Below are 26,059 nucleotides of genomic sequence, written 5' to 3'. Positions count from 1 at the left end.
TTTTGACAAGGAGCCTATGATGGGATTGCTGAGTTTTATTAAAGAAGCTGGTGAAAAATTGTTTGGACATGGCGAAGCGCAGGCCGCTGAGCCAAGTGCGGCAGATGCCGCCAATCAGGCAGCCGGTGCAGCGATTGTTGACTACATTCATAAAATGGGCCTGGATGCCGATGGTTTGGCCGTTACGGTTGATGGTGCCGTGGGTGCGGTTACGGTTGCTGGTTTGGCGGACACACAAGAAATTCGCGAGAAGATTATTTTGTGTTGCGGTAATGTGCATGGTGTGGCATCAGTCGATGATCAGTTGACCGTGAAAGCCCCCACGCAAGAGGCAACTTGGCATACCGTAGAGAAGGGTGACACGCTTTGGGCCGTCGCTGAAAAAGCTTACGGCAAGGGTTCAGAGTACAACCGTATTTTTGAAGCTAACCGTCCCATGCTGAGTCATCCCGATAAAATCTATCCCGGACAGAAATTACGTATTCCTGCGTAATTGATTTTTTGAATAATTCCGCGTGTGGTTCCGGCACGCGGTCATGTAATCAATACCAATCATGGCAGACAAACTCATAATATTTGATACCACTTTGCGTGATGGCGAACAAAGCCCGGGCGCATCAATGACGCGTGATGAAAAGCTGCGCATAGCGCGTCAGCTTGAGCGAATGAAAGTGGATGTGATTGAAGCAGGGTTTGCTGCCAGTTCAAATGGTGATTTTGAGGCGATTCGTACCATTGCCCAACATATCAAAGACTCCACCATATGCAGTCTGTCGCGCGCCAATGATCGTGATATTGCCCGTGCCGCTGAAGCGATTGCGCCAGCGCCACGCAAGCGTATTCATACGTTTATTGCAACATCGCCCTTGCATATGGAAAAAAAACTGCGCATGACACCAGAGCAGGTGTTTGAGCAAGCAAAACTGGCTGTGCGTTATGCCCGTCAGTTTACTGATGATGTCGAATTTTCTCCTGAGGATGGTAGTCGGTCGGAGTTGGATTTTTTGTGTCGCGTGCTTGAAGCCGTGATCGCAGAGGGTGCGACCACAATCAATGTCCCTGATACCGTTGGCTACGCTGTGCCGGAAGGCTATATGAATCTGATTCGTACCTTGCGGGAACGGATTCCTAACTCTGACAAAGCAATCTGGTCTGTGCATTGCCATAATGATTTGGGTATGGCCGTGGCAAACTCGCTGGCGGCGGTGAAGGGCGGCGCACGGCAAATTGAGTGCACCATCAATGGTCTTGGTGAGCGTGCCGGCAATACGGCGCTGGAAGAGATTGTGATGGCGGTACGTACCCGCAAAGATTATTTTGGTGTTGAGGTTGGTATTGATGCCACTCAGATTGTGCCCACTTCCAAACTGGTTTCACAAATTACCGGTTTTGTGGTGCAGCCCAACAAGGCCGTCGTGGGTGCCAATGCGTTTGCGCATGCTTCGGGCATTCATCAGGATGGCGTACTCAAGGCGCGCGATACCTATGAAATCATGCGTGCTGAAGATGTGGGTTGGAGTACTAATAAAATTGTGCTGGGCAAGTTGTCGGGACGTAACGCTTTCAAACAGCGTTTGCAGGAACTGGGTATTTCGCTGGACTCTGAAACCGAAGTCAATGAGGCATTTGCCCGTTTCAAAGAGTTGGCCGATCGCAAGTCTGATATTTATGATGAAGATATTTTGGCGATTGTTTCTGAAGAGCAGCAAGGTGGAGAAAATGAGTATCATCGTTTCGTGTCACTGGTGCAGCATTCCGAAACGGGTGAGCGACCTTTTGCCAAGGTGGTATTCTCGATTGGTGGCAGCGAAGTCAGTTCCGAGGCAAATGGCAATGGTCCAGTTGACGCCTCATTGAACGCGATTGAATCCAAGGTGAAAAGCGGTGCCGAGTTAATTCTCTATTCAGTCAATGCCATCACCACGGGTACCGAAGCGCAGGGTGAAGTGACCGTGCGTCTTTCCAAGGGAGGGCGTATTGTCAATGGGGTGGGCGCCGATCCGGATATTGTTGTCGCCTCAGCCAAAGCCTATCTGGCTGCGTTGAATAAACTGCACGACAAAACTGAGCGGGTCAATCCACAACCATCAGAGTAAATATACTGGTATGGTGTATATTATTGGATCATTAATATACGCACTTGATGGGCTTGAATCAAAGGATACTCCTTTGATAGGCTTCTTTGACCATGATTGGCAAGTGATTTTAATTGCCAATCAATCCTTGCCGCTTGGTATTCACTGGGGTTTATGCGTATAATCGCGTTTCTCGACCAATTGGGGCGAGCGTTTTTTCATCACGACTGGCCGGTTTTAACTGGTTGGCTCGCAAGTAAAGGAAAGTTATGACAGTCTCAAAAACCAATAAAGCGGAAATCGTTGCCGCTCATGCTCGCGGTCAAAATGACACGGGCTCCCCTGAAGTGCAGGTTGCCTTGTTAACTGCACGTATCAACGAACTCACCGGTCATTTCCGTGCCCACATGAAAGATCACCACAGCCGTCGTGGTCTGATCCGTATGGTAAATCGCCGTAAAAGCCTGTTGAGCTATTTGCATTCCAAGGATGCCACCCGTTATAAAGCGCTGATCGAGAAACTCGGCTTGCGTAAATAAGCTGGTTCATTGCAGTCTCAATGCCTGTGTCAGACGAATGCTGATGCAGGCATTTTTATTTGTTGTGTCGAGAATATTTTTGTTGCAAGGGTGAACTGTGGCGCCCGGAAATCCACAGGTAACTTAAAGGAATGCCATGTTTAATAAAGTGACTAAAACTTTCCAGTGGGGCGCTCATAAAGTCGTCATGGAAACTGGTGAGATCGCTCGCCAAGCGAGTGGTGCTGTGCTGGTTGATATGGAAGAAACCGTTGTTCTGGCAACCGTTGTTGCTGCTAAAAAAGCCAAGGCAGGTCAAGATTTCTTCCCGCTGACCGTTGATTACATTGAAAAAACTTACGCGGCTGGCAAAATTCCCGGTGGTTTCTTCAAGCGTGAAGGCAAACCGTCCGAAAAAGAAACACTGACATCTCGTCTGATTGATCGTCCAATTCGTCCATTGTTTCCTGAAGGCTTTTATAACGAAGTGCAAGTGGTTGTGCACGTTCTGTCGGTCAATCCGGAAGTTGATTCTGATATTCCTGCGTTGATTGCTGCTTCAGCGGCCCTCTCCATTGCTGGCATTCCTTTCAATGGCCCAATGGGTGCGGCGCGTGTTGGTTATATCGACGGTCAATATATTTTGAACCCGACCACGATAGAACTCAAAGATTCCAAGATGGATCTGGTTGTGGCTGGTACTGAATCGGCGGTGTTGATGGTTGAGTCCGAGGCCGATCAGTTGTCCGAAGAAATCATGTTGGGTGCCGTGGTATTTGGTCACGAGCAAGCCAAGGTTGCCATTGAAGCGATTCATGAGCTGGTGCGTGATGCGGGTAAGCCGGTATGGGAATGGCAGCCTGCTCCAAAAAATGAACCATTGATTGCGGCTGTTAAAGAGTTGGCCGAAGGCAAGTTGCGTGATGCCTACCAGATTCGTCAAAAGCAGGAGCGTAGTGCCAAGCTCAAGGAAGTTTATTCTGCTGTTAATGCCGCTTTGGCTGAGCAAGCTGCAGCTAAGGGTGACTCTGCGCCAGATGATGTGGATGTGGGTAATCTGATGTTTGAATTGGAAGCGGGCATTGTTCGTAACCAGATTCTTGACGGAGAGCCACGAATTGATGGTCGTGATACCCGTACCGTTCGCCCAATCAGTATTCGTCTTGGTGTACTACCACGTACTCACGGTTCTGCCTTGTTTACGCGTGGTGAAACCCAGGCTTTGGTCGTGGCTACTTTGGGTACGGGGCGTGATGAGCAAATTATCGATTCACTGCAAGGTGAGTATCGTGACCGCTTCATGCTTCATTACAATATGCCTCCTTTTGCAACTGGCGAAACTGGTCGTGTTGGTACACCTAAGCGTCGCGAGATTGGTCATGGTCGTCTTGCCAAGCGCGCTCTGATTGCGGCACTGCCAGCCCCAGAAGACTTTAGCTACAGCGTGCGTGTGGTTTCAGAGATTACCGAATCCAATGGCTCTTCATCAATGGCTTCAGTTTGTGGTGGTTGCTTGGCCATGATGGATGCGGGTGTGCCGATGAAGGCGCATGTGGCTGGTATTGCCATGGGTCTGATCAAGGATGGCAACAAGTTTGCCGTTCTGACAGATATCTTGGGTGATGAAGATCACCTGGGCGATATGGATTTCAAAGTGGCGGGCACTGCAACCGGCGTGACTGCTTTGCAAATGGATATCAAGATTCAAGGTATTACCAAAGAAATTATGCAGGTTGCATTGGCTCAGGCTAATGAGGCACGTTTGCATATTCTTGGAAAAATGCAGGAAGCCATTACGGGTGGCCGTACTGAATTGTCAACCTTTGCACCGCGTCTGATTACGATCAAGATTAATCCAGAAAAAATTCGTGATGTGATTGGTAAGGGTGGGGCGGTGATTCGTGCGCTGACTGAAGAAACGGATACGCAAATCGATATTTCTGACGAAGGCGTCGTCACTATTGCCTGTACCAGTGCTGAAGGTGGTGAGGCTGCCAAGAAGCGTATTGAGGCGCTGACTGCTGAAGTTGAAGTTGGCAGAATTTACGAAGGTACCGTGCTTAAACTATTGGATTTTGGTGCGATTGTGCAAGTGTTGCCAGGTAAAGATGGCTTGTTGCATATCAGCCAGATTGCCAATGAGCGCGTCAATGCAGTTGTTGATTACTTGAAAGAAGGTCAGGTAGTGCGCGTTAAGGTGCTCGAAGCTGATGAAAAAGGCCGTTTACGTTTGTCTATGAAGGCCGCTTCAGGTGACTTGGAGCCAGTTCAACAACAGCAGCAACAGCAATAAACTTTAATTCAGTTAACACGGTATCGCTATGCAAAAAAAACTCGTGGCAGGTAATTGGAAAATGAATGGTGGGCTGGCTAGTAATCAGTCCTTGGTCGAGGCGATTGGTCGTGGTCTTGCCAAACTCAGTCTGAATGGTGTTGATGTGGCTATTTGCCCACCTGCGGCTTATTTGGCGCAGTGTCAGCAATTGGTTGCGGCAACGCCAATCAAATTGGGGTCTCAAGATATCAGTGTTCATGATTCAGGTGCTTACACGGGTGAAATTGCTGCTGCTATGTTGAGCGAATTTACAGTGCGGTATGTGATTGTTGGTCACTCGGAAAGACGTGCTTATCATGGTGAGTCTGATGAATTGGTGGCTGCCAAAGCATTGAAGGCTTTGCAGGCGGGTTTGACGCCAATCGTTTGTGTCGGGGAAACCCTGGCGGAGCGTGAGTCTGATGTCACTGAGCAGGTGATTGCACGTCAACTGAATGCAGTCATGGCAGTACTTGCTGCTGAGCAATTGGCAAAGGTTGTGATTGCCTATGAGCCTGTCTGGGCGATTGGAACCGGTAAATCGGCCACCTCTGCGCAAGCGCAAGCCGTGCATGCATTTATCCGTGCTAAATTGCAAGAACGGATTGCTGAAGCTGCCAAGGCAGTGAAAATTCTTTATGGTGGTAGTGTCAAAGCAAATAATGCGGCCGAGATATTTTCTATGGCTGATATCGACGGTGGTTTGATTGGTGGGGCAGCATTGATTGCAGATGATTTTCTTCAGATTGTAGAAGCAGCTATTGATTGAAGGTGTTGATATGAATTTTGTATTTGGTTTGATTCTGGTTGCGCAAATTGTTTCGGCCTTGTCAATTATTGGCTTGGTACTGTTGCAGCATGGTAAGGGTGCGGATATGGGGGCGGCATTTGGTAGTGGCGCTTCAGGTAGTCTGTTTGGCGCAACAGGTTCGGCAAACTTTTTGAGTAGAACCACTGGCATTCTTGCGGCGGTATTTTTTGCCAGTACTTTGGCGCTTTCCTATCTCTCATCGGTAAAGCCCAAGAGTACGGGTGTGCTTGAGCAGGGTTTAAAACAAACTGCACCTGTAACGGCCCCCGCTACGATTGATGGTCAAGCTGTTCCTGCCGTACCAGCAACACCAGATAAATCATCAGAAATACCGAAATAACCTTGTTGTGTTTGGCTTTTGTGCATTGAATAAAGCACTGAAATCAGGCTACAATCTATAGGTTTTGTATTTCATGCCGACGTGGTGAAATTGGTAGACACGCTATCTTGAGGGGGTAGTGGCGGAAGCTGTGCGAGTTCGAGTCTCGCCGTCGGCACCAACTGCGATTCCATCGCTAATCTGATCGAGGAATTAATCTTTTCTTTCATATCAAACCTATGAGCCTCGAAACATACTTTCCCGTTTTATTATTTATCCTGGTTGGCATCTTGGTGGGTTTTGCGCCGATGGCCCTGGGTTCCATTCTTGGTGCGCATAAGCCCGATGCTGAAAAAAACTCTCCCTATGAGTGTGGCTTTGAAGCATTTGAAGATGCTCGCATGAAGTTTGATGTGCGCTACTACTTGGTGGCGATTCTATTTATCTTGTTTGATTTGGAAATTGCTTTTCTGTTCCCGTGGGCAGTGAGCCTTAAGAAGATCGGTTTGATGGGTTTTTGGGCCATGATGATCTTCTTGGGGATTCTTGTGGTGGGTTTCATCTATGAGTGGATGAAGGGTGCCCTTGATTGGGAATGAGTTCTCCTGATAATTGGATGTGACATGAGTATCGAAGGTGTTCTGAGTCAGGGTTTTGTAACGACTACTGCTGACAAGCTGATTAATTGGACTCGTACAGGCTCTTTGTGGGGCATGACGTTCGGCTTGGCCTGCTGTGCGGTTGAGATGATGCATGCGGGTGCTTCACGTTACGATCTGGATCGTTTTGGGTTTATTTTTCGCCCAAGTCCGCGTCATTCGGATGTGATGATTGTGGCGGGTACGCTGTGCAATAAAATGGCGCCAGCTTTGCGTAAGGTTTACGATCAGATGCCTGAGCCGCGTTGGGTCATTTCAATGGGGTCTTGTGCAAATGGTGGCGGTTACTACCATTATTCCTATTCGGTGGTACGGGGCTGCGATCGAATCGTTCCTGTTGATATTTACGTGCCCGGTTGTCCTCCAACGGCCGAGGCGTTGATGTACGGTATTTTGCAGTTGCAAAATAAGATTCGTAGAACCAATACCATCGCTCGCTAATTTCTGCGGAATTAAATATGGCAACCAAACTTGAAACCCTTCAAAACCTCTTGGCTTCGGCGCTGAGTGGTTTGGGTGTTGTAGTGACTGAGTCCTTGGGTGAGGTGCAGGTCAAGGTGAGTGCGGCAAATTATCTGGCTGCCTGCAATGTGCTGCGTGATCATGCTGATTTGCGTTTTGAGCAGATGATGGATCTGTGTGGCATGGACTATCAGACTTATGGTGATGGCACATGGAATGGTGGTCGGTTTGCGGTAGTCTTGCAGTTGCTGTCGATTTCGTTCAATTGGCGAGTCCGGGTCAAGGTGTTTGCCGATGACGATGCAATGCCGGTTCTACCTTCAATTAATGATGTGTGGAGCTCGGCAAATTGGTTTGAGCGCGAAGCATTTGATTTTTACGGTATCTTGTTTGATGGGCATCCTGATCTGCGACGCATCTTGACTGACTATGGTTTTGTCGGTCATCCATTTAGAAAAGATTTCCCTGTTTCTGGGTATGTTGAAATGCGTTATGACGCAGAGCAGCGTCGCGTTGTTTACCAACCTGTCACGATTGAACCGCGTGAAATTACGCCAAGAATTATTCGTGAATCATCTTATGCCGGGAATCAATAATCATGGCTGAGATTAAAAACTATACGCTTAACTTTGGTCCTCAGCATCCAGCCGCACATGGTGTCTTGCGGCTTGTGCTGGAATTGGATGGCGAGGTAATTCAGCGTTCTGATCCGCATATTGGATTACTGCATCGGGGTACTGAAAAACTGGCTGAAAGCAAAACTTTCATTCAATCAGTGCCCTATATGGATCGCTTGGACTATGTGTCCATGATGTGCAATGAACATGCTTATGTGATGGCAATTGAAAAGTTGCTGGGTGTGGAAGTGCCATTGCGTGCGCAATATATTCGTGTCATGTTTGACGAAATTACTCGTCTGCTCAATCATCTGTTATGGTTGGGCGCGCATGCACTTGATGTGGGTGCCATGGCTGTGTTTTTGTATGCTTTCCGTGAGCGTGAAGATCTCATGGATTGTTACGAGGCTGTGTCTGGTGCCCGTATGCATGCTGCCTATTATCGGCCCGGTGGTGTGTATCGCGATTTGCCTGATGCCATGCCGCAATTCAAGGTTTCTAAACTCAAGAATGAAAAGGCCATGCGTCAACTCAATGAGACTCGTCAGGGCTCCCTGCTCGACTTCATTGAAGATTTCACTAATCGCTTTCCTGCCTATGTCGATGAATATGAAACATTGCTCACAGACAATCGTATCTGGAAGCAGCGTCTGGTTGGGATTGGTGTTGTGAGTCCTGAGCGGGCATTGCAACTGGGATTCAGCGGTGCCATGTTGCGTGGCTCTGGCATTGAATGGGATCTGCGTAAGAAACAGCCATATGAAGTTTACGACTTAATGGATTTTGATATTCCGGTTGGCGTCAATGGCGATTGTTATGATCGTTACCTGGTTCGCGTTGAGGAAATGCGTCAATCTAATCGAATCATTAAGCAGTGCATCGAGTGGCTAAGAAATAATCCGGGCCCGGTCATGACGGATAACCACAAGGTTGCACCACCAAGTCGTGTAGGTATGAAGTCGAATATGGAAGAGTTGATTCACCATTTCAAATTGTTTACCGAGGGCTTCCATGTCCCTGCAGGTGAAGCCTACGCAGCGGTAGAGCATCCAAAAGGTGAGTTTGGTATTTATCTGGTGTCTGATGGGGCAAATAAGCCTTATCGTCTGAAGATTCGTGCCCCAGGTTATGCCCATCTCGCCGCATTGGATGAGATGGCCAAGGGCCATATGATTGCTGATGCGGTCACCATTATTGGTACGCAAGATGTCGTGTTTGGTGAAATTGATCGTTAATGACGATTTACCTTCTGAAGTAGAGTGCTATGTCATTGAGTCCTGAAGCTATCAAGAAAATTGATCGAGAGGTTGCTAAGTTTCCTTCGGATCAAAAGCAGTCTGCGGTTATGGCGGCGCTAGCCATTGCTCAGTCTGAATGTGGCTGGCTGCCGCCAGAAGTGATGAGGGAGGTGGCTGACCACCTCGAAATGCCTGCGATTGCGGTGCATGAGGTAGCCACTTTTTATAATATGTACGATACCAAGCCGGTCGGCAAGCATAAGGTCACTGTCTGTACCAATTTGCCTTGTGCGCTGTCTGGTGGTGAGGCTGCAGCCGAATATCTTAAGCATAAGCTGGGTATTGACTACAATGAAACCACTGAAGATCATCTGTTCACTCTCAAAGAGGGGGAGTGTATGGGGGCGTGTGGAGATGCACCTGTATTGTTGGTCAATAATAAGAGAATGTGTAGCTTCATGAATGGCGAGAAACTCGATTCGTTGATTGATGAGCTGCGTACTGAATCGAAGTGAGTAAATAATGACTTCTCTACATGATCGACACATCAATCCTTTGATCCTCGCGGGATTGGATGGTAGCAACTGGCATCTGGATGATTACGTCAACCGTGGCGGTTACGCAGCACTGAAGAAAATTCTTGATGAAAAGATTTCTCCTGAAACCATCATTGCCGAGCTAAAAGGCTCGGGCTTGCGTGGGCGTGGCGGTGCGGGCTTTCCTACTGGTTTGAAGTGGAGTTTTATGCCGCGCCAGTTTCCCGGTCAAAAGTATTTGGTTTGTAATTCGGATGAAGGTGAGCCCGGTACATTCAAGGATCGGGATATCTTGCGCTACAACCCGCATATCTTGATTGAAGGAATGGCCATTGGTGCCTATGCCATGGGTATTACCCAGGGCTACAACTATATTCATGGCGAGATATGGGATGTTTATGAGCGTTTTGAGGCTGCTTTGGAAGAAGCTCGCGCTGCAGGATTTTTGGGTAGCAATATCCTCGGCACGGATTTCAGTTTTCAGTTGCATGCTTTTCATGGTTATGGCGCTTATATCTGCGGTGAAGAAACTGCGTTGTTAGAGTCTATTGAAGGCAAAAAAGGTCAGCCTCGTTTCAAACCACCTTTCCCTGCTAGCTTTGGTCTCTACGGTAAGCCAACCACAATCAATAATACTGAAACCTTTGCTGCCGTTCCTTGGATCATCATGAACGGTGGTCAACAGTATTTGGAGTTGGGCAAACCGAATAACGGTGGCACCAAGATTTTCTCGATTTCCGGTGATGTAGAGAAGCCGGGTAATTATGAAATTCCAATGGGAACACCATTTGCAAAACTGCTCGAATTAGCGGGTGGTATTCGTGGTGGTAAAAAAATTAAAGCAGTGATTCCCGGTGGCTCTTCTGCACCAGTCGTACGTGGTGATCTCATGATGGATCTCACTATGGACTACGACTCAATTGCAAAAGCTGGTTCCATGCTGGGTTCTGGCGCAGTGATTGTCATGGATGAAAGTCGTTGCATGGTCAAATCGTTGCTGCGTTTGGCGTATTTCTATTTTGAAGAATCATGTGGTCAGTGTACCCCTTGCCGCGAAGGTACCGGTTGGATGTATCGCCTGGTTAATCGCATTGAACATGGCCAAGGCAAGATGGAAGATTTGGATTTGTTGAATTCCATTGCCGATAATATTCAAGGCCGTACCATCTGTGCTTTGGGTGATGCAGCGGCGATGCCGGTACGTGCTTTTGTAAAGAATTACCGTGATGAGTTTGCCTACCATGTAGAGCACAAGCGCTGCCTTGTACCTGCCTATATTTAAGTGCGAACGTTTGACTGACAGATGTGTATTGACAGGTAATCATGATTGAAATCGAAATTGATGGCAAAAAAATAGAGGTTCAGGAAGGTAGCATGATCATGGATGCTGCCCAGCAACTGGGTACCTATGTTCCTCACTTTTGCTATCATAAAAAACTCTCTATTGCAGCTAACTGCCGTATGTGTCTGGTCGAGGTTGAAAAGGCACCGAAACCATTACCTGCCTGTGCGACACCTGTGACTGCTGGTATGGTGGTTAAAACTGCATCACCTAAAGCTGTGACGGCTCAAAAAGGGGTGATGGAGTTTTTGTTGATCAATCATCCATTGGATTGCCCAATCTGTGATCAAGGTGGTGAGTGTCAGTTGCAAGATTTGGCAGTGGGTTATGGTGCATCGAGTTCTCGATACGAAGAAGAAAAGCGAGTTGTTTTCAACAAAAATCTGGGGCCTTTGATTTCAACGGATATGACGCGTTGTATTCATTGCACTCGTTGTGTTCGCTTTGGTCAAGAGATCGCAGGCATTATGGAATTGGGCATGTCTAATCGGGGTGAACATTCCGAGATTATGACGTTTGTCGGTCAGACAGTTGATTCAGAGTTGTCTGGCAATATGATTGACCTTTGTCCTGTTGGTGCACTGACTTCCAAGCCTTTCCGCTATTCTGCTCGTACCTGGGAGCTGGGTAGAAAACGTTCTGTCAGTCCACACGATAGTTTGGGTGCAAACATCGTAGTGCAAACAAAAAACAATAAAGTGATGCGCGTTCTGCCATTTGAGAATGAGTCTATCAATGAATGTTGGTTATCAGATAAAGACCGATTCGCTTATGAAGGCCTAAACAGCGCAGATCGACTTGAACGCCCAATGTTAAAGAAAAATGGCGCATGGGTTGAAGTTGATTGGCAGGAGGCTTTGGAGTTTGTCGCTGCTGGCTTAAAAGAAACCAAAGATAAGTTTGGCGCTGAGCAAGTTGCTGCATTGGTTTCGCCAACAAGTACTGTGGAAGAGTTGTATTTGCTTCAGAAAGTCATGCGCGAGTTTGGTTCTGATCATATTGATTTCCGACTTCATCAGTCTGATTTTACTTTGGTTGCTGACCAAAAGAAAATTCCTTGGCTGGGTATGCCGATTGCCGAAGTATCTAAACTGCAGCGTACCTTGGTTATTGGTAGTAGCTTACGTAAAGACCATCCACTCATTGCCCAAAGATTGCGTCAAGCGGTTAAACGTAATGGCAAGGTGATGACACTAGGCGCAGTCAGTGAAGATTTGTTGATGCCGGTTTTGAGTGCGTTGGTTGTGGCACCATCTCAATGGCTGTTAGAGTTGCAAGGAATTGCTAAGGCAGTAGCTGACTTGAAACAACTGGTTTTGACCGAGTATGCCGCGATAACGATATCAGAGCCAGCCAAGAAAATGGCAGAGGCTTTATTGTCAGGTGAGCGCAAAGCTATTTTCTTTGGCAAACAAGTTGAAGCCCATCCACAGTTTGCTGCAATCATTGCTGTTGCAAACTGGATTGCTGAACAGACTGGCGCCAAGTTAGGCTATTTAACTGAGGCAGGTAATTCCTTGGGCGCATTTGCTGTTAGTGCCTATCCCAAGAATACCCAGGCCAATTATCTCAGTCTGATTCAAGAGCCCAAGCAAGCTTATGTATTGTTTAATGTAGAACCAGGTTCTGATTGTGCACATCCAGCTACCGCTTTAAAAGCACTGAATAAAGCGAGCTTTGTCCTGGCAATCAACAACTTTAAAGGTGATGCTCAGACTTATGCGGATGTCTTGTTACCCTTGGCGGCATTTACAGAGACCTCTGGAACTTATATCAATGCTGAAGGTGTCGCTCAAAGCTTTAATGGCGTTGTGCCGGCATTAGGTGAGGCGCGTCCTGGTTGGAAGATTTTAAGAGTATTAGCAAATTTACTTGGCTTAAATGGTTTTAGCTATGCCTCTTCCGAGGAAGTCAAAAAAGAAGCCTTGCAGTCATATGATTCGACTAAGCTGAATAATCAGCTAATGATGTCATTGCCAGCAGCGAGTGTTCCTTCACAAGCAACATCTGGAAAAGCGGAGCTACTTGGTGTTGTGCCAATCTATTCAACAGATGCTATTGTGCGTAGAGCTAAATCATTGCAGTCAACTGCGGATGGCAAGAAGCCCGCTTTAACAATGTCTTCTACAACTGCCAAACAATTCTCTCTCGAGCAGGGGGCTTATGTTGCTATCACTCAAGGTGATGATTCGATTAAGGTCTTGCTGACTATTGATGATGCGGTAGCTGACAATGTAATTCGTGTTGCATTTGGACGTGAAGCAACTGCAGGTTTGAATGCTCGATTTGGTCTGGTTACTTTGGAGAAATCTGTATGAGTGACTTGATTTCTTTGATTACCACTCAAGGTCAGAGTCTGCTGGGCAGTCTTTGGCCATTAGTTTGGACTTTAATCAAAATTGTTTTGATTGTCGCTCCTTTATTTCTGTGTGTGGCATACCTCACCCTGTGGGAGCGCAAGGTCATTGGTTGGATGCATGTTCGTATTGGTCCAAACCGGGTTGGTCCTCTTGGTTTGCTGCAACCTATTGCGGATGGCATTAAATTATTGCTTAAAGAAATTATTGTTCCTGCGCAGTCCAATAAGGTGCTCTTTATTTTGGCGCCGGTGATGACGATCATGCCCGCTTTAGCAGCTTGGGCGGTTGTTCCTTTTGGCCCGGATACCGTGCTGGCCAATGTCAATGCGGGGCTCTTGTTTGTCATGGCCATTACCTCTCTCGAAGTCTACGGGATCATTATCGCAGGCTGGGCTTCAAATTCTAAATATGCTTTCTTTGGTGCCATGCGTGCATCGGCTCAGATGGTGTCCTATGAAATTGCCATGGGCTTTGTCCTGGTTACAGTATTGATGGTCACAGGTAGTCTGAACATGACAGACATCGTACTTGGACAAGAGAAGGGGATGTTTGTCGATAAAGGGATTAACTTCCTCTCATGGAACTGGTTGCCTTTGTTACCGATGTTTGTCATCTACGTTATTTCAGGTGTCGCCGAAACCAATCGTCATCCTTTTGACGTGGTCGAAGGTGAATCAGAAATTGTTGCTGGGCATATGGTGGAATATTCCGGCATGTCTTTTGCCATCTTTTTCTTGGCTGAATATGCCAATATGATTCTGATCTCTGCGCTTGCTTCAATCATGTTCCTTGGCGGTTGGGCGGCACCTTTTGCAATTTTGGATTTTATCCCTGGCTGGATTTGGCTAGGAGCAAAAACCTGGTTTGTCGTGACATTGTTTGTCTGGTTCCGCGCTACATTTCCGCGCTATCGTTATGATCAGATCATGCGTCTGGGCTGGAAAGTATTTATACCGCTGACGATCATCTGGCTGGTTGTAATTGGTGCCTGGATGCAATGTCCTGAAATATCAATCTGGAAATAATATGGCAACTGCACTTCATTCCATCAAGGATTTCTTTGGCAGCTTGATGCTGAAAGAACTTCTTAAAGGTATGGCTTTAACTGGGCGATATTTGTTTGCTCGCAAACTGACGATTCAGTTTCCTGAAGAAAAAACGCCACAGTCCCCCCGTTTTCGTGGCTTACACGCATTGCGTCGTTATCCTAACGGCGAAGAGCGTTGTATTGCTTGTAAATTATGTGAGGCGGTTTGCCCCGCTATGGCAATAACGATTGAGTCCGATCAACGTGAAGATGGTTCACGTCGTACGACTCGTTATGACATTGATTTGACCAAATGTATTTTCTGTGGTTTTTGTGAAGAAAGCTGTCCAGTTGACTCCATTGTCGAGACTCATGTTCTTGAGTATCACGGTGAAAAACGGGGAGACCTTTACTACACTAAAGAGATGCTCTTGGCAGTCGGCGACCGTTATGAGAATGAAATTGCTAGTGCGCGTCAGCAGGATTCTGCTTACCGTTAATACATGAATCTCTGATTACATGATTAATTCAGTGAGTAGAAAAGATTAACTATTTAGTGTGTCGAGACGGTTTGACGACCTTATGATGAATTTTCAGAATATTCTTTTTTTCGTTTTTGCAGCCATACTTGTCTTGTCTGCAATTAGAGTGATTACGGCTAAAAACCCAGTGCATGCTGCATTGTTTCTGGTACTGGCATTTTTTAATGCATCCTGCCTTTGGATGATGTTGAAGGCCGAGTTTCTGTCAATTTCACTAGTCTTGGTTTATGTCGGTGCCGTGATGGTACTGTTTCTGTTTGTGGTGATGATGCTCGATATCAATCTTGACGAAATGCGTCGTGGCTTCTGGCGGCATGCGATAGTTGGTCTTCCTGTGGGGGGCATCATAGCTGCCGAGATGTCTTATATTTTGTTTCGAGGCTTTGTGGTGAATGAGCCGGCTCTCAATGTGAACCTGCCACCGCAAAATAATACCCAAGCACTGGGTGAGCTACTTTATTCTGACTATATCTATGCAGTAGAGATCGCAGCAGTGATCTTGCTGGTTGCCATTGTCGCAGCCATTGCCTTGACTCTACGTCAACGCAAAGATAGTAAGTTTAATAACCCTTCTGAACAGATTGCTGTCCGTAAGCAAGACAGGATTCGTATTGTCAAAATGCAGGCCGAAAAAGAGATCGCTGCAGACACTGAATCCGTTGATGCTGAAAAGTCAGCAGGTTCGGCCAGCTAAATTACAGTCAGAGGCGACATTGATTCCACTTGCATATTATTTAGTACTCGGCGCAATTCTGTTTGCGATCAGCGTACTCGGTATTTTTCTTAATCGAAAAAATATCATTGTCCTGCTCATGTCGATTGAGCTCATGTTATTAGCGGTCAACATGAACTTTGTGGCATTCTCAAGTTATATGCATGATCTTGCGGGTCAAGTTTTTGTGTTTTTTATCTTGACTGTGGCTGCAGCTGAGTCTGCGATTGGTTTGGCTATCCTCGTGATTCTGTTCCGTAGCATGGAAACGATCAACGTGGATGAATTGGATCGTCTCAAGGGTTAAAACAATATGGCTTTAAATTCCACCCTGTTATCCGTAATTCCCCTGGCCCCCTTATTTGGTGCGGTTTGTGCTGGTCTTTTCGGTAAACTGATTGGCCGTAAAGGGGCTCACACTGTCACTATTTTGGGCGTGGCAGTTGCATTGGTCTTGTCTGTCATGACCTTCATGGATGTACTTCATGGTGAAACATTCAATGGCACCATTTACCAGTGGATGAGTTTAGGTGATCTAAAGCTGGAGGTTGGTTTCCAGATTGATGCGCTGTCAGCCATGATGATGTGCGTCGTGACATTCGTGTCACTGATGGTGCATATCTATACTATTGGGTATATGGAAGAAGATCCTGGCTATCAACGTTTCTTTTCCTATATTTCGTTATTTACTTTTTCAATGTTGATGTTGGTCATGGCTAACAACTTCCTGCAATTGTTCTTTGGTTGGGAGGCGGTTGGTTTGGTGTCCTATCTTTTGATTGGTTTTTGGTTTACCAAACCGACAGCTATTTTTGCCAACATGAAGGCATTTCTGGTCAACCGGGTCGGTGACTTTGGTTTTATCTTGGGTATCGGTTTGATTCTGGCTTATACCGGCACCATGAACTATGGTGAAGTTTTTGCCAAGGCTGAAGAGTTATCTACGCTTACTTTCCCCGGTACTCACTGGATGCTGCTTTCTGTAACTTGCATCTGTCTGTTTATTGGTGCCATGGGTAAGTCGGCACAGTTTCCTTTGCATGTCTGGTTGCCAGACTCAATGGAAGGCCCGACACCAATTTCTGCACTGATTCACGCTGCGACCATGGTCACTGCAGGTATCTTTATGGTCAGCCGTATGTCACCGCTGTTTGAACTGTCTGAGACAGCGCTGTCATTTATTTTGATCATTGGTAGTATCACAGCCTTGTTCATGGGCTTTCTGGGCATTATTCAGAATGACATCAAGCGGGTGGTTGCTTACTCAACCTTGTCACAACTGGGTTATATGACGGTAGCGCTGGGTGCATCAGCCTATCAAGTTGCGGTATTTCACTTAATGACACATGCTTTTTTTAAGGCCTTGTTATTTTTAGGTGCCGGTTCAGTCATTATGGGCATGCATCATGATCAGGATATCCGCAATATGGGGGGTATCTGGAAGTATATGAAGATCACCTGGATCACCTCCTTGGTTGGTTCTTTGGCATTGATTGGTACACCGTTCTTCTCTGGTTTTTATTCCAAAGACAGCATTATTGAAGCAGTGCAGGCAACCCATTTATATGGGGCCGGTTTTGCCCAGTTTGCTGTTTTGGCTGGTGTGTTTGTGACTGCATTCTATTCATTCAGAATGTATTTCCTGGTGTTTCATGGTGAAGAGCGTTTTGGTCATGATGACCACCACGATCATGCACATGATGACGACGATCATGGTCATCATCATGGATTGGGAGTGGGTGAGAAGCCACATGAGTCTCCTTGGGTCGTTACCTTGCCGTTGGTGTTGTTGGCAATTCCTTCAGTCGTGATTGGTGCGGTTGCCATTGAGCCGATGTTGTTTGGTGATTTCTTCAAGAACGTCATTTTTGTTTCAGAACACCATCATGCGATGCATGAACTCAAGGAAGAGTTTCACGGCGCGGTTGCCATGGCTTTGCACTCGGTAACAACACTGCCACTTTGGTTGGCAATTGCTGGTGTGGCTTTGTCTTACTACTGCTACATGATTAATCCAGCAGTACCACGTGTGATCAAGAGCAAGTTTGGTTTGATTTATCAGATTCTTGATAACAAATACTACATGGATAAATTTAATCAGTTGTTCTTTGCGGGCGGTGCGTGTGGTATTGGCAAGTTGCTCTGGAAAGTAGGGGATCAGACTCTGATTGATGGTTTGCTCGTCAATGGTAGTGCCAAACTGATTGGGTTTATTTCCTCTGTCGTGCGCCGCTTCCAGTCAGGCTTTATTTATGATTATGCCTTCTCCATGATTATTGGCGTCGGCCTGCTTCTGACTGCTTTCCTTTTCCTCATCAAGTAAAACAGCGGGTTTTTCCCATATAAATTATGTTCACTGGTCTACCTCTATTAAGCCTTTCAATCTGGTTGCCGGTCTTTTTCGGTCTGCTGGTACTTGCTACCAGTACCAAAAATAACCAGGGTTTTAGCAAGGTACTGGCATTGTTTGGTTCAGTTATCAGCTTTTTGCCAACCGTCGCTATTGTTAGAGATTTTGATGGCAGCTCAGCTGCCATGCAGTTTGTTGAGAAGACCAGCTGGATTGAGCGATTCAATATTAATTACAGCCTGGGTATCGATGGCATTTCCATCTGGTTTGTTTTCCTGACGGCTTTTATTACCATCCTTGTTGTCCTTGCTGCCTGGGAAGTCATTCAGGATCGTGCGGCTCAATACTTGGCGGCCTTTTTAATTCTCTCTGGTTTGATGGTCGGTGTATTTTGTGCGCTTGATGGTGCCTTGTTCTATGTATTCTTCGAGGCCACACTGATACCGATGTATCTGATTATCGGTATCTGGGGTGGTCCAAACCGAGTTTATGCCGCCTTCAAGTTTTTTCTGTACACCTTGTTAGGTTCGTTGTTGACCTTGGTTGCTCTGATTTACTTGTACAACAAATCGGGTGGCAGCTTTGATATCCTGACCTGGCACGCATTGCCATTGCCATTGCTGACTCAGAAAATATTGTTCTTTGCTTTCTTGATGGCTTTTGCAGTCAAAGTGCCAATGTGGCCAGTGCATACCTGGTTGCCCGATGCGCACGTCGAGGCACCAACAGGTGGTTCAGTAGTGTTGGCGGCCATCATGTTGAAGCTGGGTGCTTATGGCTTCTTGCGTTTTTCCTTGCCGATTCTGCCTGATGCCAGTCATGCCTTATCTGGTTTCATGATTACGCTGTCATTGATTGCTGTTGTCTATATTGGCATGGTGGCATTGGTTCAGGCTGACATGAAAAAGCTGGTGGCGTATTCTTCTATTGCTCACATGGGTTTTGTGACACTCGGCTTCTTCGTCTTTAATGATATGGCGACTGAGGGTGCGATTGTTCAGATGATTTCGCATGGCTTTGTCTCTGGTGCCATGTTCCTGTGTATCGGTGTGCTCTATGACCGGGTTCATTCACGACAAATTGCTGACTATGGTGGTGTTGTGAATACCATGCCCAAGTTTGCCACCTTCTTTTTACTGTTTACCATGGCCAATTGCGGCCTGCCGGCAACCAGCGGTTTTGTTGGCGAGTTTATGGTGATCCTTGGCGCTGTCGAATACAACTTCTGGGTGGGTTTACTGTCAGCCACAACCCTGATTTTTGGTGCGGCTTATTCGCTGTGGATGTACAAACGGGTTGCATTTGGTGAGGTTGCCAATGAGCATGTCGCTGAATTGACTGACATCAATGCTCGCGAGTTTCTGATTCTTTTCATATTGGCTGCCATGGTCCTGCTGATGGGTTTATATCCAAAACCCGTAACTGACTTCACACATGCTTCAGTCATTGAACTGCTCAAGCATGTTGCCATCAGCAAGGTTCAATAAGCGGAATTCACCATGTTAAATATTGATCTTAGCCCTGCCTATCCAGAAATTTTCCTGCTGATCGCCACCTCGGTGATCATGATTGTTGACTTGTTTGTGAAATCAGAAGAGCGTCGTCTTACTTATTACTTGAGTCTTGCCACATTGGCTGTCTGTGCTGTGATGAGCTTTTCCCTGATGGGCGATGTCCGTAAGCTGGTTGGTTTTAAAGGCTTGTTTGTCAGTGATCCACTATCCAATTCCTTAAAGCTTTTTTCCTATATTGCTACCGCCATCACACTGACTTATGCTCGTCAGTATGGTATTGAGCGCGCCATCATTTCCAATGGCCGTGGTGGCGAGTTGTATACCTTGTCACTGTTTGCTCTGCTCGGCCAGATGATCATGATTTCGGGCAATAATTTTCTGTCGATTTATCTCGGTCTGGAGCTGCTCTCACTGTCCTTGTATGCACTGGTGGCGTTGCGCCGTGACTCCTTCCAGTCAACTGAGGCCGCGATGAAGTATTTCATCCTGGGCGCACTGGCATCGGGTTTCCTGCTGTATGGCATGTCCATGCTTTATGGTGCAACTGGCACACTCGATGTGCCAGAGGTACTCAATGTGATTCGTTCAGGCACGATCAACAAAACTGTACTGGTGTTTGGTACGGTATTTATCGTGGCTGGACTGGCTTTTAAACTGGGTGCAGCACCGTTCCACATGTGGGTGCCTGACGTTTATCACGGTGCACCGACGCCTGTCACCTTGCTGATTGGTGCAGCACCCAAGCTGGCAGGTTTTGCGATTGCCTTCAGATTACTGGTAGAGGCTTTGCTGCCGCTGGCACTGGATTGGCAGCAGATGTTGGTGATCATGGCGATTCTTTCCATGGCCGTGGGTAATCTGGCTGCGATTGCACAAACCAATCTCAAGCGGATGCTGGCTTACTCCACGATTTCACATATGGGCTTTCTGATTTTGGGGCTGGCGACCGGTGTGGTTTCTGGCAGTACCGCCTCTTCAGTTGATGCCTATAGCGCATCAATGTTTTACGCCGTGACCTATGTATTGACTACATTGGCCAGTTTTGGTCTGATTATTCTTCTGGCTCAAAGCGCCAAAAATAGTGGTTTTGAAGCTGACAAACTGTCTGATCTGAAAGGCTTGAATCGTCGCAGTCCATGGTTTGCCTTCATGATGCTCCTGGTCATGTTCTCGCTGGCTGGTGTGCCGCCCATGATTGGCTTTTATTCCAAATTGATGATTCTGCAATCAGTCATGAATGCAGGTATGGTCTGGCTGGCTATTCTGGCGGTATTCTTCTCGCTGATTGGTACCTTCTATTATCTACGCGTAGTGAAAATGATGTACTTTGATGAGCCAGAGGGTTCGGTCACGATTGAAGCCAAAAGTGATATGCGCTTGGTTCTGAGCTTGAATGGTATGGCTTTGCTGGGTCTGGGTCTGGTGCCAAGTTCCTTGATGACTTTTTGCACACAAGTCATCGCTAAAACCTTGGGCGTCTGATTGACTAAGATCAGGCCTATTAAGACGATGTTTTTTAGGGTGCACTCTTGAGCTATGGCAGTGGGGCATGGCTGGTGATTACACTGGCCGTCGTACTGGCTAACCTGCCATTTTTAACGCCACGGTTTGTTGGTATCTTTGCCTTCAAAACAGCTCAAAAACCATTCTGGGCTCATTTGCTTGAGCTTGGATTGGCTTATCTGGTGACCGGGTTTCTGGGATACCTGATCGAGTCTTCCATTGGCAATGTGTTTGAACAGCATTGGGAGTTTTACTGGGTGAATCTGTTCATTTTCCTGGTGCTGGCTTTCCCAGGCTTTACCTGGCGTTTTCTCTGGAAGCACGTTCACTGAGCCTTTCTCCATCATTAATAGTTCACCTTGCTACCATGTCTGACGAACATCTCATCGAAACCAAGATTGATAGCAAGCTGGCCTATCAAGGGACCTTTCTAAAAATTAATCAGGATCGAGTCCGTTTGCCTGATGGCAATGAAGCGATTCGTGAATACGCTGTACATAGCGGTGCAGTGATGATTCTGCCGGTCTTTGCTGATGGCCGTGTGCTGCTGGAACGACAATATCGTTATCCCATGCAGCGGGTCATGCTGGAATTTCCGGCAGGCAAGCTTGATCCTAATGAAACCACGTTGAACTGTGCCAGGCGCGAGCTGCATGAAGAAACGGGTTATAGCGCGCAAAGTTGGAAATACATTACGCGCATCAATCCTGGGATTTCCTACTCGACCGAATTTATTGAAATTTTCTTGGCAATGGATTTGCACGGTGGTAAGCCACAATTGGATGAAGGCGAATTTCTGGAAACCTTGATCCTGCCCTTTGCCGATTTGCTCGATAAAGTAAAGCTAGGCGAAGTCACCGATGTCAAAACGATTATCGGCACCTTTTGGCTGGAAAAGTTATTGAATGGTGCTTGGTCAAAAGACGTTAAATCTGATTGAAGCAAGCTACTTCAGTCAGCCTTATCGTTTATCGACGATAATAGGTCTTTGCGCACCGTTAAAGACCTATGAAAGTATTCAATCTCACTTGCTCGCATGAACATCGCTTTGAAGGCTGGTTTGCTTCAGAGCATGATTTTTCCAGCCAGATGGAACGTGGATTGGTCAGCTGTCCACTCTGTGATGATCATGCCATTCGCAAACTGCCTACGGCACCTCGACTCAATCTCGGCGGTGGCAAAGAGCCTGCCACGGGTTCTGAGTTGACAGTTGAGTCACAGCCAGCCATGGCCGCTGACGGTCAGGTTGAAAAACTCTCGCAACAAAATATTCAGCAATTTCTACTCGAAGCGGTGCGACATGTGATTGCCAATACTGAAGACGTGGGAGATCAATTTGCCAGCGAAGCAAGACGTATGCATCGCGATGAAACAGAAATCAGAAATATTCGTGGTCAAGTCAGCCATGAAGATCGTGAACAACTGCTTGATGAGGGCATTGAAGTCATGTCTTTGCCGATGCCTGAGCTGCTCAAAAAAGTTACTCACTAAATAATATACTCGATAGGAGTAAAATATTTGGCCTAATAAGTAAGCACTTGAGAAGGCTAAATATCCATATACTCTATTAAATTTGTACTCTTATGACTGTTTTGACAACCAGTGCCGATGATCTGGCCAAACTGCAGGGGGCCACGCAAATGGTCGTTGCCTGTTTGTGTGCAGCCTGGTGTGGTACCTGTATTGTCTATCGGCAAGATTTTGCCCAGATCGCCGAGCGTTATCCGGGATTGTCATTTATTTGGATTGATATCGAGGACGATGCTGCCTTGGTGGATGCGATTGATGTCGACAATTTTCCAACCGTTTTATTAGCTCAGACAGGTGAGCCATTGTTTTTTGGCACGCTCTTGCCACAGGCTTCGGTGCTGACCAGACTCATCGATAATTACCTGCAACAATCAAAGACTGTCCCAAACTCATCAGGCACTTGGCCTGATGGTGTGGTCGAGTTGACTCGCAAACTCTATACAGAAAATATCGTTGATTGATCAAGCCGACTAAGCACTTCGATGTAAGAGCTTAATCAATGGAGTATTGAATTTTTAAATAGCTATCTTTTGGCGAACTGTTTTTTACCAAACAGATTGTCGCGCGACGTTTCATCAATATTGGCGGGGCGATGCACGTCGGCCAATAGGGTGAGCCCTTTTTGCACTGCTGGTCGTGCCGACAATTCGTCAAACCAGCGCTGTACATTTGGATAGTCCACCAGATCCACACCCTGATTGGCATAGCTGCGGGTCCAGGGATAAATCGCGATATCGGCAATCGAATAGCTTTTGCCAGCTATATAGGCGTGCTTGGCAAGCTGTTTATCCATCACACCATAAAGCCGATTTGCCTCATTGGTATAACGGGCAATCGCATAGTCAATTTTTTCTGGCGCGTATTGTCTAAAGTGATGCGCCTGACCAAACATCGGCCCAATACTGCCCATTTGAAACATCAGCCATTCGAGCACCTTGTATTTATCTCGATCGGACTTTGGTAAAAACTTGCCAGTCTTGCCAGCCAGGTAAAGCAAAATCGCGCCAGATTCAAATAAGGAAATGGCTTTCTCATCCGGTCCATCAGAATCCACAATAGCTGGAATTTTATTATTTGGGCTGATTGCCAAAAACGCCGACGTAAACTGGTCGCCACGACCAATATTGATCGCATGTACCTGATAAGGCAGTCCACATTCTTCCAGCATGATATGAACTTTATGGCCATTGGGCGTGGCCCAACTATAAACATCGATCATCGTCATTTCCTGTCATTGAAAAATATGAATAACTACTTGGCTAGATTAAGCGATATTCAAATTTGACGTCGAAATAGGGGATTGCTTAAGAATGCATGCTGGGATTCTCTAAAAAAATGATGGTTGATAGGGAAACTCGGTATTTTTCAATCAAATAAACAGGGGGTAGTATGGTTGTAAGGCTGAAGGCAAGTTGTTGAAATACAATGACTTATTGTTCTATGTCGTTGTGAATTTGCTAAATTCCAAAAATTAGTACAAAAAATCAATAGCTTAAAGTACTTGTTTAATGTTAAGCTTGATGTGTGTAATAGTTTGTATCTATTTACCTTGATCCGCGCCTACGATGACCCCTATTTCCCAGCCAAAGCAGGTACTTTCAGCAAACCGACTTTCCCCGCGTCGAGTATTCCCTAGCCCAGTTTTTTCCATGAGCCGTCTTGGTTTTGTCATGTTTTGCATGACCGAGCTGGGGTTTGCCCAGGCAGCCCAGCTTGGTGAGTTAAACGTGCAATCGGTCGCGGGCATTCCGTTTCGTGCTTCTGTGATGGCCACGCCAAATGGTGTTGAGACGGTTGGTTCCTGCCTGGATGCCACATTAGTGAACGATGGCTCAGTGTTGACGCGTTCTCAATTGAAGCTGGGAATCAGTCATCTTGAACAAGGCACCTTGATCAGTGTCGCCACGCGTGAAGCGATCAATCATGGGCCACTGCAACTCAAGCTGAGCTGGGGTTGTGATGGCACTATTGAAAAACAATATACCGTGAGCTTGGCGGAGCATGCCTTTCATGGTTATGGCAATGCCAGAACGGATACCTTTGAGCAGCCAGCCGTATTATCACCGGTACTGCGTGTTGCCAAACGGCGTTCTGTAGCAAGAGTGGCATCGCCTGCAACGGTACAAAGCGCAGCGTCTGCGCCTGTCAGTGTGCATCCAGGCAGTCTGATTGCCAATGTCTCCTCTGAAGCTGCGGATCAGGCCGCCGAAGCGCAACTACTGGCTCGTTTAGCCAAGATGCAAGCCGAATTGGCTCAGTTGCAGCAAGCCTTGGCAGCAGAGCCGGTCGTGCAAACTGCAAATAATCAAGCGGCGAATCAAACTGCGGGTGGCATGATTGTTCCGCCTGTGACTATGGCCGTCAATGCGCCAGCCAATCCTGCAACGGCCAATCCGGCTGCTGATATGGCAACCGCGCCTGTCAAGCCTGCTGTGGCTGAAGTGATTGCCGCCGCTCAAGTACAACCCGCTACGCAAGTTCTCGCAGGAGCACAGCCCGGTACCGAATCAAGCTGGTTGGATGAGTTGAGTACTTTTGTTGCTGATAACACCTTGTGGTTGTTATCAGGCTTGATTGGTTTGATGGGCACTGGCATAGCTTTCAAACTGTATCGCGCCCATAAAGAGCACAAAGAGCGTCTGGCGCGTATGGCCAAACCAGTTGAAGTACCACAAACCGTGGCTTCAACACGCGCTTTCCGTCGTCTCAAGCACATCATGGGTGAAGAGACTGAGGCTGGCCAGGCGCAATCGCAAGCAGCGGGCAAACTGCAAGCTAATACCAGGTCAGCTGGTCCTGCTACGGTCTTTGTGGACTCCCGTTTGTTCCTCAATGCGGCGGCCCGCATGGATGTGGAAGAAGTATCGGACGCGATCCAGGAGGCTGAATTCTGGGTGGCACTGGGTAATCACAAACGAGTCATCGCGATTCTCAAGCCTCTCATCAAACGCTCCAAAGTCAATTCACCAGTGGGTTGGCTGTATGTGTTCGAGGCTTACAAAGCGTTGGAGCAGGAAGTGAAGTACGAAGCCCTGCGCAAGCAGTTTCATAAGCGTTTCAATGCCTACATTCCAGCCTGGAACGAAGAGTTGCCACCAGACCAGAGTCGCAGCCTCGATCAGTTTGATGTGGTGATTGAAAAAATCACAGCGCGCTGGAATGAGCCAGACATCATCGAATTTTTGGAAGCCATGCTGTTTGATGATCGCGAAGGCAATCGGGTTGGCTTTGACTTGCCCGCTTATCGTGACATCATTTTCTTGATCAGCCTGATTCGTATTCGTCGCGCACAGGATGAATATGATAATTCGGCCTACGACGAATTTGCGGTTGAAGCACTGGAGCGGGTGCAAACTCGGATGATGGAAAAGCAGGATGAAGTCGCTGATGATAAGCAAAAGAAACGTCAACGTATTGATGATATTGAGCTGAAGCTGGATCGCCCCAGCGAGATGAATCTTGATTGATACACTGGGGTAGTAAATTATTTGATCTAATTAATACGCACTTAAGGGGTATAAAAATGAATATACCCCCATTGATTTACTAAAAAGCCGTCTTGAACGGCTTTTTTATCGGGCTTGTGAAAAGGTTGCCGGATTCATTTTCCAACAGCTTCAAATGCGCTGG

26 protein-coding genes and 1 tRNA gene are annotated in these 26,059 nt (G+C 46.9%); 26 read left to right on the top strand and 1 reads right to left on the bottom strand.

All coding sequences use genetic code 11. The features are described 5' to 3' along the window. Window positions 1-19: 19 nt before the first annotated feature. From lysM to ACMYR3_RS12180, 25 genes are all read left to right on the top strand, one after another. Window positions 20-493, top strand: a complete 474-nt coding sequence (lysM, locus tag ACMYR3_RS12300) for a peptidoglycan-binding protein LysM (protein WP_424196504.1) — start codon at window positions 20-22, stop codon at window positions 491-493. 61 nt (window positions 494-554) lie between these two features. Continuing rightward, complete coding sequence (locus ACMYR3_RS12295) at window positions 555-2,096, top strand: 2-isopropylmalate synthase (RefSeq protein ID WP_424192233.1); 1,542 nt, start codon at window positions 555-557, stop codon at window positions 2,094-2,096. Window positions 2,097-2,344: 248 nt separating this feature from the next. Then, entirely contained in the window at window positions 2,345-2,614 is a 270-nt protein-coding gene (gene rpsO / locus ACMYR3_RS12290) for a 30S ribosomal protein S15 (protein WP_424192232.1), read from the top strand. Window positions 2,615-2,750: 136 nt separating this feature from the next. Then, window positions 2,751-4,886 (top strand): polyribonucleotide nucleotidyltransferase, encoded by a 2,136-nt coding sequence (gene pnp / locus ACMYR3_RS12285; RefSeq protein WP_424192231.1) that lies wholly within the window; start codon window positions 2,751-2,753, stop codon window positions 4,884-4,886. A gap of 28 nt (window positions 4,887-4,914) precedes the next feature. Next, complete coding sequence (gene tpiA, locus ACMYR3_RS12280) at window positions 4,915-5,676, top strand: triose-phosphate isomerase (RefSeq protein ID WP_424192230.1); 762 nt, start codon at window positions 4,915-4,917, stop codon at window positions 5,674-5,676. Between the two features lie 10 nt (window positions 5,677-5,686). After that, complete coding sequence (secG, locus tag ACMYR3_RS12275) at window positions 5,687-6,058, top strand: preprotein translocase subunit SecG (RefSeq protein ID WP_424192229.1); 372 nt, start codon at window positions 5,687-5,689, stop codon at window positions 6,056-6,058. Between the two features lie 75 nt (window positions 6,059-6,133). Then, window positions 6,134-6,218: transfer RNA gene (locus ACMYR3_RS12270), tRNA-Leu, on the top strand. A 58-nt stretch (window positions 6,219-6,276) separates the two neighbouring features. After that, complete coding sequence (locus tag ACMYR3_RS12265) at window positions 6,277-6,636, top strand: NADH-quinone oxidoreductase subunit A (RefSeq protein ID WP_424192228.1); 360 nt, start codon at window positions 6,277-6,279, stop codon at window positions 6,634-6,636. A gap of 24 nt (window positions 6,637-6,660) precedes the next feature. Then, complete coding sequence (locus ACMYR3_RS12260; RefSeq protein WP_424192227.1) at window positions 6,661-7,137, top strand: NuoB/complex I 20 kDa subunit family protein; 477 nt, start codon at window positions 6,661-6,663, stop codon at window positions 7,135-7,137. A gap of 17 nt (window positions 7,138-7,154) precedes the next feature. Next, entirely contained in the window at window positions 7,155-7,754 is a 600-nt protein-coding gene (locus ACMYR3_RS12255; protein WP_424192226.1) for an NADH-quinone oxidoreductase subunit C, read from the top strand. A 2-nt stretch (window positions 7,755-7,756) separates the two neighbouring features. Continuing rightward, window positions 7,757-9,010 carry an NADH-quinone oxidoreductase subunit D gene (locus tag ACMYR3_RS12250; RefSeq protein ID WP_424192225.1) on the top strand — a complete coding sequence of 418 codons (1,254 nt, stop codon included), beginning with the start codon at window positions 7,757-7,759 and terminating at the stop codon, window positions 9,008-9,010. Window positions 9,011-9,039: 29 nt separating this feature from the next. Then, the gene (gene nuoE / locus ACMYR3_RS12245) at window positions 9,040-9,528 is read left to right on the top strand and encodes an NADH-quinone oxidoreductase subunit NuoE (RefSeq protein WP_424192224.1); all 489 of its coding nucleotides are present in this window, start codon (window positions 9,040-9,042) and stop codon (window positions 9,526-9,528) included. Between the two features lie 7 nt (window positions 9,529-9,535). Further along, window positions 9,536-10,831 carry an NADH-quinone oxidoreductase subunit NuoF gene (gene nuoF, locus ACMYR3_RS12240; RefSeq protein ID WP_424192223.1) on the top strand — a complete coding sequence of 432 codons (1,296 nt, stop codon included), beginning with the start codon at window positions 9,536-9,538 and terminating at the stop codon, window positions 10,829-10,831. A 41-nt stretch (window positions 10,832-10,872) separates the two neighbouring features. Next, window positions 10,873-13,209 carry an NADH-quinone oxidoreductase subunit NuoG gene (gene nuoG, locus ACMYR3_RS12235; protein WP_424192222.1) on the top strand — a complete coding sequence of 779 codons (2,337 nt, stop codon included), beginning with the start codon at window positions 10,873-10,875 and terminating at the stop codon, window positions 13,207-13,209. Further along, window positions 13,206-14,276 carry an NADH-quinone oxidoreductase subunit NuoH gene (gene nuoH / locus ACMYR3_RS12230; RefSeq protein WP_424192221.1) on the top strand — a complete coding sequence of 357 codons (1,071 nt, stop codon included), beginning with the start codon at window positions 13,206-13,208 and terminating at the stop codon, window positions 14,274-14,276. Before nuoG ends, nuoH begins: the two co-directional genes overlap by 4 nt. Before the next feature lies 1 nt (window position 14,277). Then, window positions 14,278-14,778: an NADH-quinone oxidoreductase subunit NuoI gene (gene nuoI / locus ACMYR3_RS12225; protein ID WP_424192220.1), complete on the top strand. Its 501-nt coding sequence runs from the start codon at window positions 14,278-14,280 to the stop codon at window positions 14,776-14,778. Between the two features lie 85 nt (window positions 14,779-14,863). Further along, complete coding sequence (locus tag ACMYR3_RS12220) at window positions 14,864-15,514, top strand: NADH-quinone oxidoreductase subunit J (RefSeq protein WP_424196502.1); 651 nt, start codon at window positions 14,864-14,866, stop codon at window positions 15,512-15,514. Further along, a complete protein-coding gene (gene nuoK / locus ACMYR3_RS12215; protein ID WP_424192219.1) occupies window positions 15,483-15,839 on the top strand; it encodes an NADH-quinone oxidoreductase subunit NuoK in 357 nt (118 codons plus the stop codon). The genes ACMYR3_RS12220 and nuoK overlap by 32 nt, the downstream gene beginning before the upstream one ends. A 6-nt stretch (window positions 15,840-15,845) precedes the next feature. Next, window positions 15,846-17,855 carry an NADH-quinone oxidoreductase subunit L gene (gene nuoL / locus ACMYR3_RS12210; protein ID WP_424192218.1) on the top strand — a complete coding sequence of 670 codons (2,010 nt, stop codon included), beginning with the start codon at window positions 15,846-15,848 and terminating at the stop codon, window positions 17,853-17,855. A gap of 26 nt (window positions 17,856-17,881) precedes the next feature. Then, on the top strand, window positions 17,882-19,369 hold the full coding sequence (locus ACMYR3_RS12205; protein WP_424192217.1) for an NADH-quinone oxidoreductase subunit M: 1,488 nt from the start codon (window positions 17,882-17,884) through the stop codon (window positions 19,367-19,369). A 12-nt stretch (window positions 19,370-19,381) separates the two neighbouring features. Beyond that, a complete protein-coding gene (gene nuoN, locus ACMYR3_RS12200) occupies window positions 19,382-20,878 on the top strand; it encodes an NADH-quinone oxidoreductase subunit NuoN (RefSeq protein ID WP_424192216.1) in 1,497 nt (498 codons plus the stop codon). 47 nt (window positions 20,879-20,925) lie between these two features. Further along, a complete protein-coding gene (locus tag ACMYR3_RS12195) occupies window positions 20,926-21,231 on the top strand; it encodes a DUF2818 family protein (protein ID WP_424192215.1) in 306 nt (101 codons plus the stop codon). A 35-nt stretch (window positions 21,232-21,266) separates the two neighbouring features. Continuing rightward, window positions 21,267-21,839, top strand: a complete 573-nt coding sequence (locus tag ACMYR3_RS12190) for an NUDIX domain-containing protein (RefSeq protein WP_424192214.1) — start codon at window positions 21,267-21,269, stop codon at window positions 21,837-21,839. 68 nt (window positions 21,840-21,907) lie between these two features. Then, entirely contained in the window at window positions 21,908-22,390 is a 483-nt protein-coding gene (locus tag ACMYR3_RS12185) for a DUF1178 family protein (protein ID WP_424192213.1), read from the top strand. Window positions 22,391-22,482: 92 nt separating this feature from the next. Continuing rightward, on the top strand, window positions 22,483-22,890 hold the full coding sequence (locus tag ACMYR3_RS12180) for a thioredoxin family protein (protein ID WP_424192212.1): 408 nt from the start codon (window positions 22,483-22,485) through the stop codon (window positions 22,888-22,890). Between the two features lie 62 nt (window positions 22,891-22,952). Here the strand turns inward: ACMYR3_RS12180 and ACMYR3_RS12175 are convergent, their stop codons facing one another. Next, entirely contained in the window at window positions 22,953-23,648 is a 696-nt protein-coding gene (locus tag ACMYR3_RS12175; protein WP_424192211.1) for a glutathione binding-like protein, read from the bottom strand. A gap of 430 nt (window positions 23,649-24,078) precedes the next feature. Between ACMYR3_RS12175 and ACMYR3_RS12170 the strand changes: the two genes are divergently transcribed. Next, on the top strand, window positions 24,079-25,896 hold the full coding sequence (locus ACMYR3_RS12170) for a type IV pilus assembly protein FimV (protein WP_424192210.1): 1,818 nt from the start codon (window positions 24,079-24,081) through the stop codon (window positions 25,894-25,896). Window positions 25,897-26,059 lie beyond the last annotated feature (163 nt).

The organism is Ampullimonas aquatilis, from assembly GCF_049675895.1.
In the GTDB taxonomy this organism is placed as follows: Bacteria; Pseudomonadota; Gammaproteobacteria; order Burkholderiales; family Burkholderiaceae_D; genus Ampullimonas; species Ampullimonas aquatilis.
Note: the sequence above shows the minus strand (reverse complement) of the source record. Positions and strands in the feature narration are given on the sequence as shown.